Genomic DNA, 14,639 nt, shown 5'->3' on the forward strand with positions numbered 1-14,639 from the left:
GCGTGCGGTGTCACCGGGTCGGCCGTGTCGCAGATCGTCATGTCGTCATCGCGACAGGCGACGCCGGACTACACCGGGCTGGCAGCTCCGGCGGCGCCCACCACCGGTGCGTCGCGCGGGCCAGCGATCTCCGGGCATCGCTCGAAGGCGAGCGCGATGCCACCGAGCACCTGGGCCCGCTGGCGCAGCGGGCCGCGGGCGACCAGCAGGGACCGCGTCGTCCCGGAGCTGCCGAACCGGCTCAGCGCGTCGCGCACCCCGTGGAACAGGCGCTCGCCCGCGGCTCCCGGGAGGCCCGCGACGAGCACCGCCTCCGGGCTCAGGACGGCGACGATCTGCGCCAGCGTGCGGCCCACGTACATCCCCGCCTCGTACAGCAGGGTCGTCGCGCCGCGGTCCTCGGCCTCGGCCAGCCGGAGCAGGGTCCCCACGTCGACCACCCGCTCGGGGTGGGCGTGCTGCAGGGCCCCGGTCAGTGCCGCGAGGGAGGCGACCGTCTCGAGGCAGCCGACGTTCCCGCAGAAGCAGACACGACCGTTGCTCGTCACGCGCACGTGGCCGATGTCGCCGGCGAACCCGTCGCCCCGGTACAACGCGCCGCCGAGCACGATCCCCGCACCGACGCCGTGGGCGACCTTGACCCGGACCAGGTGGCGCAGCCCCCGGCCGGCGCCGTACACGAGCTCGCCCACGGCGCCGAGGTCGGCGTCGTTGCGCACCCGGACGCGCACACGGGTCGCGCACTCGCCCAGCCCCAGGTCCCGGATCACGTCGACCCCGCGCAGCGCTCCCGACGGCCGCCCGTCCGCGTCGACGGGCACCGGCACGCCGACGGTCGCCCCGACCGCTCCCCCGGCGCCGAGCAGGAGCGGGGACACCTCGCCCACCAGGCCGGCCGCCGCCGTGACGATCCTGGTGAGCGGCACCTGGGCGGGGAACGACCGGGCCAGCTCCCGCACGATGCGGCCCTCCGAGTCCGCGACCAAGACGCGCACGTGCGACCGGCCGAGGTCCACCGCGAGCGCGAGCCCGGGCGCCGGGGCCGCCTCGACGAGCTCCGGGGGCCGCCCGCGCTCCGGGTGCGGGCGGGTCCCGGACCGTGCCAGTGCCCCGTCGGTCAGCAGCTCGGCGACGATGGCGGACACGGTCGGCCGCGACAGCCCCGTCTCGCGGGCGATGTCCGCACGGCTCGTGCTGCCGCGTTGCCGCACGAGACCCAGGACACGCTCGCGGTTGACGTCACGCAGGGACGTGCGGCTCGCCATGGCCATGCGTCGGATCGTACGAGGCCGGCGGGGTTCTGTCGTGCGATCTGTCAGATCGACGAGGACGGTCCGGGCGGGCGGCACCGGACCGACGCCCTTCCGGCAACGCCCGCTTCGGAATCGGCTGCCCCGAGCGCGTTTCGGTTGCCGCCGGGCGAGCCCGCGCAGACGATCGGCCGGACGGGTGCCGACGACGACACCCGGCGCACGCATCACCCGAGAGGGACCGGAGCACAGCGATGTGCACGGGAGAGAGGGAAGTCATGCGTCCATCGAGAACTCGCCGCCTCGCAGGCGGAGCCGTCCTGGCCGCGAGCCTGGTCGTCGGGCTGGCGCAGGCGCCGGCGATGCTCGGCGCCGGCGGGGCCGGCACGACCCACGACACCCAGCAGACCGCGCGCGAGCGTGACCCGGTGGGCACGGTCGTGCCGACCAGGAACGGCAAGGTCCGCGGCGAGGCCGCCTCGATGCTGACCTCCTGGCTGGGCATCCCGTACGCCGCGTCGCCCGTCGACGACCTGCGGTGGCGCGCCCCGAGGCCCGCAGACTCCTGGCGCGGGGTCCGCGACGCCACGGAGCCCGGCCAGTCGTGCGTCCAGGGCACCGGGTGGGACCCGGGCTACGAGGACCCGACCCTCACCGAGGACTGCCTGTACCTCAACGTCTACCGGCCGAGCACGTCCACCGACCGCGACCTGCCCGTCTTCGTCTGGATCCACGGCGGCGGCAACACCGGCGGCGCCGGCCGCGACACCGACCCCGCCAAGTTCGTCTCCCGCAGCGACGTCGTCTTCGTGACGATCAACTACCGCCTGGGCGCGATGGGGTATCTCGACACCCCCGCGCTCGAGGCCGCGAACCGGGACGACGGTTCCGCCGGCAACTTCGGGATCCTCGACCAGCAGGCGGCGCTGCGCTGGGTGCAGCGCAACATCTCGGCGTTCGGCGGCGACCCGGGCTCGGTCACGATCGGCGGGCAGTCCGCGGGCGCGGGCAACACCTGCGTGCACCTGTCGGCCCCCGGGTCCGAGGGCCTGTTCGACCGCGCGATCATGCAGAGCGGCGGCTGCTCCGCCCGCACGCCCGACGAGGCCCAGGACTCGGGCGAGCAGCTCGCCGCGCAGCTCGGCTGCACCGAGGCGTCCACGCAGGTCGCGTGCCTGCGCTCGGCGTCGTCGGCCGAGGTGCTCGCGGCGCAGCAGGAGGCGCGCCAGTCCGGCGCGGTCGCGGGCAACGCGGTGCTGCCCACCGACCCCGCGCAGCTCCTCGCGCGGGGGCGGCTCGCGGACGTGCCCGTGCTGCTCGGGGGCACCTCCGACGAGTCCCAGCAGAGCGTCTTCGCCACCTACGACTACGCCGGGAACCCCCTCACCGAAGCGGGCCTCGACGACCTGATCGCCGACACGTTCGGCGAGCACGCGGACACCGTGCGCGACGCCTACCCCGCCTCGGACTACGCCTCGCCCACCGTCGCGTGGGGCGACGTGCGCAGCGACCAGCGCGCCTGCCGCGACCAGAACACCCGCGACCGCATGGCCGCGGGCAACCGCGCCTACGTCTACGAGTTCGCGGAGCAGGACGGCCCGCCGTTCACGTCGATCTGGCGGCTCGGCACCGACTACCCGTTCGGCGCCACCCACGTGAACGACCTCGGCTACCTGTGGGACTACCTCGGCACGGCGTTGCCGTTCAGCGCCGACCAGGTCCGGCTGTCCGACCAGATGATCAGCTACTGGTCGGCCTTCGTCACCACGGGCAAGCCCGAGGTGCGGTTCGCGCCCGACTGGCCGCGCTACCGGCCGGACGGCCGGATCATGCAGCTGACGGCCCCGAGCGGGCAGGTCGTGCGGAGCTCCGCCATCGACGACGCCCACGGCTGCGACCTGTGGGACGAGGTGGGCACCGAATCCTGAACTGGTCCTGAACCGGTCCTGAGTCCCTGACCCACCGCACCACCGACGAAGGAGTCGACATGCTGCACCTCCCGACCAGCCTGCGCCGCGGCGGGCGACGACCCGAACGGCACCGGCGAGCGCGGGGCCCCGCGGCCGTGGCGCTGAGCGTCGGGCTCGTCGCGGCGGCCCTCACCGTGCCGGCGTCGGCGCAGCAGGCGCACCCGGACGACGCGCGGGGCCGAGAGCAGAGCCTGCGCGTCCGGACGCCGGACGGCACGGTGCAGGGCCGCTCCCTCGACGGGGCCCAGGCGTTCCTCGGCCTCCCGTTCGCGAAGCCGCCGGTCTACGACCGGATGTGGAAGGCGCCCGTCGCGCCCGCCGCCTGGCACGGCGTGCGCGACGCTACCGAGCAGGCGCCGGCCTGCCTGCAGTTCGAGGCGACCGGCGTCAAGAACGACCAGCCCACGAGCCTGGACTGCCTGTACCTCGACGTGTACCGGCCGGCCTCCGTCCGGCGTGGCGAGAAGCTCCCCGTGATGGTCTTCTACCACGGTGGCGCGGGTACCCAGGGCTCGGGCGTGCTCTACGGCGGCCAGACCCTCGCCGACCGCGAGAACGTCATCCTCGTGTCGGCGAACTACCGGCTCGGCGCCTCCGGCCAGCTGGCCCTGCCGGGGCTCGACGCCGAGAACCCCGACGTGGGCGGCAACTTCGCGATGCTCGACCAGGTGGAGGTGCTCCGCTGGGTCCAGCGGTCCATCGGGTCGTTCGGCGGCGACGCGGACAACGTCACCGCCTTCGGTCAGTCGGCCGGGTCGCGGGCCGTGTGCAACCTCCTCGCCACTCCCCTGACGGCCGGGATGATCGACCGCGCCGTCATGCAGAGCTCGCCGTGCCGCGGGGGTGGGGGCACGGCCGAGGAGGCGCGCGTCGCCGGGAACGAGTACGCCACCGCGGCCGGTTGCCCCGAGGGCGACGACCAGCTCGAGTGCCTGCGCAAGGCATGGCCCGCGGCGCTCGTCCAGGCCTATGGGCAGGTGGACGGGACGAGCGGGTACGTCGGGACGCCCACCCTGCCGCAGGCGTCGGGAGACGCGATCGCCGCCGGCGACTGGCACCGGGTGCCCGTCATCGTTGGTAGCACGCGCTGGGAGCAGAAGCTGCAGAGCCAGCAGCTGGCCGACATCACGGCGCAGGAGTACGAGCAGCTGGTCATGGACGAGTACGGGCCGACCGCCGGCCCGCTGGTGCTCGCCGAGTACCCCGCCGACGCGTACGAGCTGCCGTTCTACGCCCTGGCCGCGCTGCGCACCGATGCCGGCGCGGGCTGCTCCGTGGGAGTCAACGCCGAGCTGTTCCTCGACCAGGGCGTGCCGGTATACCGGTACCTGTTCGACGACCCGACGAGCCCCACGCTGTTCGGGTTCCAGCCCCCGGGGATCGACATGTCGAGCGCACACAGCGCGGAGCTGGCGTACCTGTTCGACTTCACGCTCGGCGACCGGCCGCTCACCGCGGACCAGGAGGAGCTGGCCCACGCGATGCAGGACTACTGGGCGACGTTCGCCCGGACCGGCAGGCCCTCGGCGCCGGGCGAGCCCCGGTGGCCGCGGTACGACCACGAGTCCGGCAAGGCACTCCGGCTCGCCCCCGAGATCGGCGTCACCAGCGGCCTTGACGACCTCCACCACTGCGACTTCTTCGAGTCGCTCCCCGCCTGATACCGGTCGCTCCCCGCCTGATACCGACAGGAGACGTGCACGATGAGGTTCCGCAGCTCACGACGACTCGCCACCCTCGCGGCGACGACGGCCCTGGCCGCCGCCGCCCTGGCCGGCAGCATGACCGGCACCCTGCACGACGCCGGGGCGCACCCGGCCACGGGCGGGCAGAAGCCCGGCGCGGCGGTGGTCCGCACGGACGACGGCGCCCTGCGGGGCAGCACGACGAAGGAGGGCCGCGAGTTCCTCGGCGTCCCGTACGCCGCGCCCCCCGGGCGCTGGGAACGCCCCACCGACGCCGAGCCGTGGCGCGGCGTGCGCGACGCCACGAAGCCGGGCGCGGAGTGCGTGCAGCAGGCCGTGTTCTGGCGGCCCGACGCCGCGGCCAGCACCACCGAGGACTGCCTGTTCCTCGACGTGTACATGCCGCGCAGGGTGGCGCACGGCACGCCCGTGATCGTGTTCTTCCACGGCGGCGGCAGCATCAACGGGTCGTCGCAGGACGCCGCACCCGCACGCATGGCGCAGCGCGGCGGCGCCGTCGTGGTCTCCGTGAGCTACCGGCTCGGCCTCATGGGCGGGCTGTTCCTGCCCGAGCTCGACGCCGAGTCCCCCGACGGGGCGTCGGGCGGCAACTACGGCAACCTCGACAAGGTCCAGGCCCTGCAGTGGGTGCACGACAACGCCGCCGCGTTCGGGGGCGACCCCGGCAACGTGACCATCGCCGGGCAGTCCGCCGGCGCCGGGGCCGTGTGCTTCCTCATGGCCTCCCCGACCGCGGAGGGGCTGTTCGACCGCGCCGTGATCGAGAGCTCCGGCAGCTGCGGGTCCACGGCCACGAAGGACGACGCCGCCGACCAGGCCGTGCGGGTCGCGGAGCAGCTCGGCTGCACGGACGACGCCGCCCGGCTCGCGTGCCTGCGTGCCACTCCGGCCGAGGACGTCCTCGCCGCGCAGATCGAGCTCGGCGCCCGCGGCAGCACCGTGCCGGGCGGGGCCGACCTCCCGCTGTCGCCCGCCGAGGCGTTCGCCGCCGGCGACTTCAACGCGGTGCCCGTGATCTTCGGCAGCACGCGCAACGAGGACCGGGCGTTCGTCTACGAGCAGCACGACCTCGTGGCACAGCCGCTGCCCGCGAGCGGGTACGAGGCCGCCGTCCGCGCGGAGCACGGGGACGACGCCGACGCGTTGCTCGCCGCCTACCCGCTGGACGACTTCGACACCCCTGGTCTCGCGCTCGCCCAGGTGGGCACCGACGAGCGGGTGTGCACCGGCCAGCCGGTGCTCGACTCCCTGGCGGCCCACGTACCGACCTACGCCTACGAGTTCCAGGACGAGACCGCTCCCGGCCGGCCGTACATGACGGTCCCGTCGTCGTTCCCGGTCGGCACCGGGCACTCCTCCGAGCTGCCCTATCTGTGGGGCTCGGCGACCGACGAGCCCTTCGACCGCGCCCAGCTGCGGCTCTCCGACCTCATGATCGGGTACTGGACGCAGTTCGCCCGCACCGGCGACCCGAACGGACGCGGGGCGCCCACCTGGGCCGACTACGGCGACGCCGAGCGCCTGGCTCTGCAGACCGGCGGGCGCACCGCCGTCCTGCCCGCGGCCGACTTCGACTCCCAGCACAGCTGCGACGTCTGGGCCTCGCTCCCCTGACCTCCCGTTGTGGGTCGGATCGTGGCCCGTCCTGGCGTGACGTGCCGGGATCAGGCCGTCGAAGGGCCCCCGCCGGCCCGGGCGTCCAGGTCGAGGGTCCAGCGCGCGCGCTCCACCATCGCGACGTCGAGGAACGTGCCGTCGGCCAGGACAACGGTGCCCGACCCGGCGGCCGCGGCGTCGGCCACGGCGCGCACGACCTCGCGCGCCCGGACGACCTCGTCCGCGGTGGGGGCGAAGGCCTGGCGGATGGTGTCGAGCTGGGCCGGGTGGATGGCGGTGCGGCCGCAGAACCCGAGCGCGCGGCCGGCGCGGCACGACGCGGCCAGGCCGTCGAGGTCGTGCACCCGGGTGTACGCGGACATCGCGGGGGCCGGCAGCCCGGCGGCGCGCGCCGCCACGACCACCCGGGCGCGCGCCCAGGTCAGGCCGGCATCGTCGTCCACGCGCAGGTCGGAGCGCAGGTCTGCCTCGCCCAGGCCGATCGACGCGACCTGCGGCGACGCGGACGCGAGCTCGAACGCCCGCTCCACGCCCAGCGCGGTCTCGAGCAGCAGGTGCAGGCGGCGGCCTGGCAGCGCGGCGGCGAGCGCCCGCACCTCGGCCGGCGTCTCCACCTTGGGCGCCCGCGCCGCGACCTCGCCGGGCAGGGCCGCCACGGCGGCCACGTCGTCGGCGTGCCAGGGCGTGCCCGCGTGGTTGATCCGCACCTGCACCTGGGGATGGTCGGCCAAGTCCGACGGCTCGCCGCCCAGCAACCCCGCGAGGTTCCCGCGCGCGGTGCCCTTCGCCGCGGGGGCGACGGCGTCCTCCAGGTCGACGAGCACGGCGTCCGCGCCGGAGGCCAGCGCCTTCGCGACGCGGTCGGGACGGTCGGCAGGCACGTACAGGAGGGTGAGCGGTTGCGCGGCCGGGGCGTCGTGCCCGGGGCTCGCCGCCGTGCCCGGCGTCATACCGCCCCCTCGTCCCGCAGCGCCGCGACGCGCTCGGGCGCGAAGCCGAGCTCCCCGAGCACGGCGTCCGTGTCCGCGCCGTGGGGCCGGCCGGTGTGGCGGATGACGCCGTCGTTGCCGGACAGCCGGAACAGCGGACCCTGCATGAGCACGGGGCCGAGCTCCGGGTCGTCGATCTCGTGGATCGTCCCGAGGGCGCGGAACTGCGGGTCGTCCACGATGTCGTGCGCGTCGTAGATCGGCGCCACCGCGGCCTGCGCCTCCTCGAACGCCGCGACCACCTCGTCCCGCGTGCGCGCGGCGATCCAGCCGCCCACCGCCGCGTCGAGCTCGTCGGCGTGCTGCGCCCGGTCGACGCCGCGAGCGAACCACGGCTCGTCGATCAGCTCGGGGCGGCCCACGAGGCGCATCACCCGCTCGGCGATCGACTGCGCCGACGTGGAGACCGCGACCCACTGCCCGTCGCTGGTGCGGTAGGTGTTGCGGGGCGCGTTGTTGGCCGACCGGTTGCCGGTGCGCGGCTGCACCGTGCCCAGCTGGTCCCAGCGGGTGATCTGCGGCCCGAGCATCGCGAGGATCGGCTCCACGATGGCGGTGTCGACCACCTGCCCGCGGCCCGTGGCCTCCCGCGTGGACAGGGCGACCATGATCGCGAACGCCGTCGCCAGGGAAGCCACGCCGTCCGCCAGGCCGAAGGGCGGGAGCGTGGGCGCGCCGTCAGGTTCGCCGGTCATCGCGGCGAACCCACTCATCGCCTCCGCGAGGGTGCCGAAGCCGGGGCGCGTGCGGTACGGCCCGAGCTGCCCGAAACCGCTGACCCGCGCCAGCACGAGCCGCGGGTTGCGGGCCGACAGCTCGTCGTAGCCGAGCCCCCACCGCTCGAGCGTGCCCGGCCGGAAGTTCTCGATGACGACGTCCGAGCGCTCCGCCAGCGCGAGGAAGACCTCCCGGCCGCCCGCGCTGCCGAGGTTCGCCGTGATCGTGCGCTTGTTGCGCCCGAGCGTCTTCCACCAGAGGTTGACGCCGTCCTTCGCCGCGCCGTGCGTGCGCGACGGGTCGGGCTTGGTCGGGTGCTCCACCTTGACGACGTCGGCGCCCATGTCGCCGAGGTGCATGGCCGCCATCGGGCCGGCGAACAGGGTGGACGCGTCGACGACGCGGAGGCCGGCGAGCGCGCCGGAGCCGGGGTCGCGCGAGACGGTCATCGGGTCACCTCCGTCGTGTCCGTCACGGGCAGCGCGTCCGGCAGGTCCCACGCGCACCGGAACCCGACCGTCGCGCCGCGTGCCAGGCCGAGGCCGGGCAGCAGCAGCTTCACCGCGTAGTCGGGCGCGTGCCGGCCGCCCTCGACGTACCAGTCCGAGCCCTCGGCGCGGTAGTCGCTGCCTCCCTTGAGCATGACGTACCGCGTGCGGCCGTCGCTGTGCTCGCTGTCCGTCCAGGCCCACACGGCGGGCGTGCCGCGGCGGAACGCCGGCTGCCCGGGTCGCCCCTCGCCCGCGAGCTGCCACTCGTCCTCGGTGGGCAGCCGCCCGCCGCGCCAGGCGCAGTACGCCCGCGCGTCGTCGAGGTCGACGAACGTCACCGGCTCGTCCTCGGTGCCCGGCACCGGGCGGCCGTCCGCCCAGTGCGCCAGGAAGCGGTGCCCCACGGCCGGCGCGTAGCCGGTGGCGTCGAGGAACACGGCGAACTGCGCGTTCGTCACCTCGGTGAGCCCGACGGCGACCGGCGCGGCGAGCTCGCCGTCGCGCTGCAGCGTGCGGGCGTCGTGCAGGCGCGGGGGCAGCGGCTTCCACTCGTCGACGTACGGCGCGCCCTGGTACATGCCGGTCTCCCGGGCGCGGTGGCGCACCGTGAGCACGTACGGGCCGGCGGGCACGACGACGGCGTCGCGGTCGGGCAGGACGTCGGGACCGGCGTCGGGCGCGAGGCCCGCTCGCTGGTTGAGCCTGTCGAAACCGAGACCTCGCTGGTTCGGGGCGTCCGCGCGGAGCCGGCGGGCGAGGCGGTGCGGGAAGCGGGCGTCCGGGTCGTGGCGCAGCGCGCCGCCCTCGTGGCCATCCTTGTGACCGCCGTCGAGGCCGCCGTCGAGGACGTCGACGACGGCGCGCAGCCCGGCCGCCCACGGCGGCGCGCCGGCGCCGGTGTGCAGCAGCGCCGCGATGCCCCGGGCGGGGACGGTGACGCGCTCGTCGCCGACCGCGAGCACGGGCCCGGCATAGTCCTCGTCGCCGCGGTTGACCAGCGTCCACAGCACGACGCCGTCGGCCTCCCACCGCGACGCGTACACCCCGGCGGCCTCGGCCTCGGGGGCGAGCTCCGCGAGCGGGGTCCAGTCGCCGTCGAGCAGCAGCTCGCGCGCCGCGCGCTGCACGGTCACCATGCGCCGCACGGTCGCGGCGTCGCGTGCCGACCAGCCGACCCACACCCCGAACACGACCTCCCACACCATCACGCCCACGCCGTTGAGCCACGCGGACTGCAGCTCCTCGGTGTGGTCGCGGTGCCAGCGCCGCACGTGGTGCTGCATGTGCCGCCGCTCGTACCAGTGCGCCCGCAGCACGCCGGGCACGGGCGAGTCGGCGAAGAACTGGGCCCAGGACGAGGAGTGGTCCTCGATGCGCTCGACGGGCAGCTTCGACTCGCCCTCGAGCACGATGCCGGGCCGGGCGGCCTCCAGCCGTGCCACGAGCTCGGGCTCCGCCTTCTTCAGGGTGTCGAGGAAGACGCCGTCCGCGCCGAGGTCACGCACCAGCGCGGCCAGCTCGGTGAGGTCGTCCTCGCCGCGGCGGGTGCCCGTGTCCCAGGGGTTGTAGTCGACGAAGACGTGCAGGCCGGCGTCGTGGAACGTCGCCACGAGGTCGACGATGCCGGGCACGTCGCGGTAGAAGTCCCACTGGTTGCGGTCGTCGATGCCGATCACCGGGTAGGCGTGCCAGAGCACGACGGCGTCGAGGCCGGCGAACCGCTCGCGCGCGTCGGCGAGGAAGACCTCCGGGGTGAACCGGTGCTCGGCGAACGAGTACAGCAGCTCGTCCCACAGCCACACCTGCGCCACCGTGCGGCAGCCCGCGGCCCACCCGGCCCCGGGCCGGTCGTAGGCGGCGCCGGTGTAGCCGTGCCGCTCTCGGGCGTCCGCGCGCCAGGTCGCGAGGCGCTCGCGCCACGCCGGGCGGTCGGCCGGGTCCTGCGGACCGACGAAGATCTTCGCCTCGTCGAGCGACGTGCTCTGCTCGGGGGCCAGCGGGCCGTCGAGAGGCACCGTCGTGGGCAGGTCGATCGGGCGCGGGACGAGCGGGTCGAACGTGTACGTCATGGCTGCTCTCTACGGCTGTCGGAGGGGGCGGGCGCGCTCAGGCGGACCGGCTCAGGCGGTCCCCGAGGCCGCGAGCGCGGCGACCTCCGAGGCGGCGGGCACGGCGTCCTGCGCCCCCGGCCGGGTCACCGCGAGCGCGCCGGCGGCGGCGGCGAGGCGCGCGGCGTCGGGCAAGGTCTCCCCACGAGCGAGGGCCGCGGCGAGCACGCCGCAGTAGGTGTCGCCCGCGCCGGTGGTGTCGACGGCCTCGACCGTGTGGGCCGGCACGCGCACGACCGGCTCACCGCGGCGCGCCACCAGGCTTCCGTCGCCGCCGAGCGTGACGACCACCGCCGGCACGCGCGCCAGCAGCGCGGCCGCGAGCGCCTCGGCGTCCGAGGCCGTCTCGGCGTGACCGGAAGGGTCGGCAGATCCGGCAGGGTCGGCGAGGTCGGCCGCCTCGTGCTCGTTGACCACGAGCACGTCGACGGCGTCCCACACGTCGTCGGGCAGCGGGCGCGACGGCGCCGCGTTGAGCACCAGCAGCGCGCCCGGGCGGCGCGCCGCGGCCGCGGCCAGGACGACGTCGAGCGGGATCTCCAGCTGCGCCAGCACGACGTCCGCCGCGGCGATCCGCCGCGCCTGCGGCTCCTGGATCGCCAGGTGCGAGTTCGCGCCGGGCGCGACGACGATCGCGTTCTCGCCGTCCGGCGACACCGTGATGAGCGCCGTGCCGGTGGCGACGTCGACCCGCCAGACCAGGTCGGTGTGCACGCCGGCCCGCCGGAGCGACGCAAACAGAAGGTCCGCCGACTCGTCGCGGCCCACCGCACCCACGAACGACGTCTCGGCTCCCCCGGCCCGCGACGCGCCGGCGGCCTGGTTGGCCCCCTTACCGCCCGGGCTGCGGCGGAGGTCCCCGCCCAGGATCGTCTCGCCGCCGGCCGGGTGCCGCGGCACGTCGACGACCAGGTCCACGTTGGCCGAACCGACCACGACCACGCGCCCGTCCGCGCTCACGCCATCTCCCCTTCGTTCGTCGACTCGTTCGTCGACTCGTTCGTCGACTCGTTCGTCGTGCCCGCTGAACTGCCTGCCGATGTGCCCGTCATGTCGCCAGCCTGCTGCGCCGGGGCGCGGCGCGCGAGCGCCGCCGTCCGCGCGGCGAGATCGGCGATGCTCCGCTCGCCGCCGGGCAGCGACGTGGCGATCCGCCCGTCGAGGGGCGCCGACCACCGCTCGCCGATCCCGTCCGCGCCGCGCAGGGCGCCGACGACGCCGCCGACCGTGGCGGCCGCGGAGTCGGTGTCCCAGCCGGCGGTCACGGCGATCGGCACGCTGGCGCCGAAGTCGCCGCGCCCCGCCGCGAGCGCGTAGGCGATCACGGCGGCGTTGTGCAGCACGTGCACCCAGTGCAGGTCGCCGTAGGCGGCATGCAGCCGGTCGAGGTCGGCGCGCACGGCGGGCTCGCTGCCGTCGGACGCCGCGCCCAGCCCGCGGCCGAGCCGCACGGCGTCCGCGAGGCGGCTGCCCGGCGGCACTACCGCGTCACCGGCGTCGAGCACCTCGTCCACGCCGTCACACACGACGGCCGCCGACGCCAGCGCCGCGGCCCACATGGCCCCGTACACGCCGTTGCGGGTGTGGCTGAGGCGGGCGTCGGTCCACGCGAGCCGTGCGGACTCGCGCACGTCGCCGGGGCTGACCCAGCCGAGCAGGTCGGTGCGGATGAGGGCGCCGATCCACTCGCGGAACGGGTTGTGGTGCGTGGCCGTCCCGGGCACGGGGCGCGCGTCGAGGATGTTGCGGTACGCCGCCCGCTCGGCCGTGAACGACCGCCCGGCGGGCATCAGGTCGAGCCACAGCTGGGCGACGTCGTCCGTGGTGAAGTCCCGGCCGCGCGCCTCGAGCAGCTCGAGGGCGAGGATCGGGTAGTTGAGGTCGTCGTCCTCCGGCATCCCGTGGATGTTCTCCTCGAGGGAGGTCGGGGCGGAGCGACGGTTCCAAGGCCAGCGGGCGGCGACGTCGTCGGGCAGCCCGACGGCGGTGAACCAGCGGTCCAGCGGCCAGCGACCCGTGGCGCGCAGGATCTCCTCGATCCCGGCGCGCGGGATCTTCTCCACGGGCTTGCCGAGCAGGCAGCCCGCGGCGCGGCCGGTCCAGGCGCCGAGCACCCGGGCGTCGAGGTCGGACCCCGGGCGCGGCAGCCGCGGGGCGGCGGGGAGGAGGCCGGCGATCGCGTCCCAGTCGTCCGGCTCCTGCGGCGCCGCGGCGGCGGGCCGGGCGTCGAGCTCGTCCAGCAGCTCCCGGGCCAGCGCGCGCAGCGCGGGCGTGGCGGGCACCGGACCGGCGCCGCTCACCGCGGGCGCCGGGTCTCCCCCGGCGGCCACCCAGCGCTCGCGGACGTCGGCCGTCTCCTTGCCCTCGGCGGCGGACTGCACGAGCTCGTGGGCGAGCAGGTCCTCCGGCTGGGCCCAGGTGAGCCTCACGCGGGCTCCCCGACGGCGTCGCGCCCGGGAGCGTCAGACCCGGCCGGCGCGGCAGCGTCGAGCGCATCCATGCCGGCCAGGCGGGCGCGCGCCCGCTCGGCGTCGGCGCGCACGATGTCCGCCGCGGCGGAAGCCATGAGCCGCCCCGTCTCGCGGACGTCCGTGCGGCTCGCCTCCTCGATCTCGTCCAGCCACTCGGCGGGGACCACGCCGCTGCCGCCGAGCCCGGCGGCGACCGCGCCCGCCATGACGGCGATCGAGTCGGCGTCGCGCCCGTAGTTCACGGCCGCGAGCACGGCGCCCCGGAAGTCGCCGCGGTGCCCGAGCAGCAGGCCGAGCGCCGCCGGCAGCTCCTCGATCGACTTCGTCCGCGAAGGGCGGCGCGCGTCCATCGACATCTGCCGGTAGGCCGGGCCGACGGAGTCGAACGGGGCCACCGTCTCGCGCACCAGCCGCCCGAGCTCCCGCTCCTCGGAGTCGGTGGTGGGCGCCGTGGTCCACCCCTCGAACGCCTCGACCATCGCGTGCAGGGCGTCCGCCGTGCCGTCGTGCGCGACGTCCAGCGCCGCGTGCACGACGTCGTCGAGCGTGGCGCCGGGCGCCACCGAGGCCGCGACCATGGCGGCGAAGACGCCCGCCGCCTCGCGGCCGTAGCTCGACTGGTGGGCCCCGGTGAAGTCGATCGCCTCGGCGTACGCGCCGCGCGGGTCGCCGGGGTTCGCGAGGCCGACGGGCGCGACGTACATCGCGGCCCCGCAGTTGACGACGTTCCCGACGCCCGCCTCGCGCGGGTCGACGTGCCCGTAGTGCAGCCGCGCGACCATCCACTTCTCGGCGAGGAACACGCGCTGCAGCAGCAGCGCCGTCGACTCGAGCTCGGGGATCCAGCGCGGCTCCCCGATCATCAGGGGCACCAGGTCCTCGGCGACGGCGTACGCGTCCAGGTGGTCGCGGCGCTTGGCGTAGACCTCCACGACGGCCCGGGTCATGAGGGTGTCGTCGGTGATGTGCCCGTCGCCCTTGTGGTACGGGGCGATGGGGCGCGCGTCGCGCCAGTTCGGGTACCAGGGGCCCACGATCCCGGTCACCCGGCCGCCGTGGCGCTCCTCGATCTGCTCCGGGGTCCAGCCCTCGACGGCTCCGCCGAGCGCGTCGCCCACCGCAGCGCCGCTGATCACGGCCATCGATCGGTCGTCCAGCCAGGTCACGGTCACTCCCTCGTCGTTCTGCGGGGCGCGTGTCTCGCGCCCCCGGTCCGCCCGCCGCGGCGGGCTGTCGTGGGGGGGGGGGGGGGTGGGCCACCCAAAAGGCACCGTGGGGTTTTCTTCCCCCCCCCCATGGAAGGTGTTTAAAAAACAGGGG

General features: G+C 75.6%; 10 protein-coding genes. 3 read left to right on the forward strand and 7 right to left on the reverse strand.

The genetic code is table 11. The features are described from left to right. Positions 1 to 68: 68 nt before the first annotated feature. The gene (locus AC1C2V_RS09995) at positions 69 to 1,271 is read right to left on the reverse strand and encodes an ROK family transcriptional regulator (protein WP_495389442.1); all 1,203 of its coding nucleotides are present in this window, start codon (positions 1,269 to 1,271) and stop codon (positions 69 to 71) included. A gap of 257 nt (positions 1,272 to 1,528) precedes the next feature. On the opposite strand from AC1C2V_RS09995, the gene AC1C2V_RS10000 reads away from it, so the two are divergent. The 3 genes from AC1C2V_RS10000 to AC1C2V_RS10010 are packed head-to-tail and all read left to right on the forward strand — an operon-like array spanning position 1,529 to position 6,540. Beyond that, positions 1,529 to 3,178: a carboxylesterase/lipase family protein gene (locus AC1C2V_RS10000; protein ID WP_495389443.1), complete on the forward strand. Its 1,650-nt coding sequence runs from the start codon at positions 1,529 to 1,531 to the stop codon at positions 3,176 to 3,178. 59 nt (positions 3,179 to 3,237) lie between these two features. Next, a complete protein-coding gene (locus tag AC1C2V_RS10005; protein WP_495389444.1) occupies positions 3,238 to 4,881 on the forward strand; it encodes a carboxylesterase/lipase family protein in 1,644 nt (547 codons plus the stop codon). A gap of 42 nt (positions 4,882 to 4,923) precedes the next feature. Further along, positions 4,924 to 6,540 (forward strand): carboxylesterase/lipase family protein, encoded by a 1,617-nt coding sequence (locus AC1C2V_RS10010; protein ID WP_495389445.1) that lies wholly within the window; start codon positions 4,924 to 4,926, stop codon positions 6,538 to 6,540. Between the two features lie 50 nt (positions 6,541 to 6,590). Here the strand turns inward: AC1C2V_RS10010 and AC1C2V_RS10015 are convergent, their stop codons facing one another. From AC1C2V_RS10015 to AC1C2V_RS10040, 6 genes are read right to left on the reverse strand one after another with little or no spacing between them, the layout of a single operon-like run. Next, entirely contained in the window at positions 6,591 to 7,493 is a 903-nt protein-coding gene (locus AC1C2V_RS10015) for an HpcH/HpaI aldolase/citrate lyase family protein (RefSeq protein WP_495389446.1), read from the reverse strand. Beyond that, positions 7,490 to 8,698, reverse strand: a complete 1,209-nt coding sequence (locus AC1C2V_RS10020) for a CaiB/BaiF CoA transferase family protein (RefSeq protein ID WP_495389447.1) — start codon at positions 8,696 to 8,698, stop codon at positions 7,490 to 7,492. The genes AC1C2V_RS10015 and AC1C2V_RS10020 overlap by 4 nt, the downstream gene beginning before the upstream one ends. After that, positions 8,695 to 10,809: an SUMF1/EgtB/PvdO family nonheme iron enzyme gene (locus AC1C2V_RS10025; RefSeq protein WP_495389448.1), complete on the reverse strand. Its 2,115-nt coding sequence runs from the start codon at positions 10,807 to 10,809 to the stop codon at positions 8,695 to 8,697. Before AC1C2V_RS10025 ends, AC1C2V_RS10020 begins: the two co-directional genes overlap by 4 nt. Positions 10,810 to 10,860: 51 nt before the next feature. Continuing rightward, entirely contained in the window at positions 10,861 to 11,808 is a 948-nt protein-coding gene (locus tag AC1C2V_RS10030; RefSeq protein ID WP_495389449.1) for a ribokinase, read from the reverse strand. Beyond that, a complete protein-coding gene (locus AC1C2V_RS10035; protein WP_495389450.1) occupies positions 11,805 to 13,277 on the reverse strand; it encodes an ADP-ribosylglycohydrolase family protein in 1,473 nt (490 codons plus the stop codon). The genes AC1C2V_RS10030 and AC1C2V_RS10035 overlap by 4 nt, the downstream gene beginning before the upstream one ends. After that, positions 13,274 to 14,485 carry an ADP-ribosylglycohydrolase family protein gene (locus AC1C2V_RS10040; RefSeq protein WP_495389451.1) on the reverse strand — a complete coding sequence of 404 codons (1,212 nt, stop codon included), beginning with the start codon at positions 14,483 to 14,485 and terminating at the stop codon, positions 13,274 to 13,276. The genes AC1C2V_RS10035 and AC1C2V_RS10040 overlap by 4 nt, the downstream gene beginning before the upstream one ends. Between the last annotated feature and the right edge of the window lie 154 nt (positions 14,486 to 14,639).

The organism is Isoptericola sp. Y541, from assembly GCF_059445465.1.

Coding starts and splice junctions, on each gene's coding strand:
- AC1C2V_RS09995 (WP_495389442.1), bottom strand. CDS start 1,271: ATGGCCATGGCGAGCCGCACGTCCCTGCGTGACGTCAACCGCGAGCGT.
- AC1C2V_RS10000 (WP_495389443.1), top strand. CDS start 1,529: ATGCGTCCATCGAGAACTCGCCGCCTCGCAGGCGGAGCCGTCCTGGCC.
- AC1C2V_RS10005 (WP_495389444.1), top strand. CDS start 3,238: ATGCTGCACCTCCCGACCAGCCTGCGCCGCGGCGGGCGACGACCCGAA.
- AC1C2V_RS10010 (WP_495389445.1), top strand. CDS start 4,924: ATGAGGTTCCGCAGCTCACGACGACTCGCCACCCTCGCGGCGACGACG.
- AC1C2V_RS10015 (WP_495389446.1), bottom strand. CDS start 7,493: ATGACGCCGGGCACGGCGGCGAGCCCCGGGCACGACGCCCCGGCCGCG.
- AC1C2V_RS10020 (WP_495389447.1), bottom strand. CDS start 8,698: ATGACCGTCTCGCGCGACCCCGGCTCCGGCGCGCTCGCCGGCCTCCGC.
- AC1C2V_RS10025 (WP_495389448.1), bottom strand. CDS start 10,809: ATGACGTACACGTTCGACCCGCTCGTCCCGCGCCCGATCGACCTGCCC.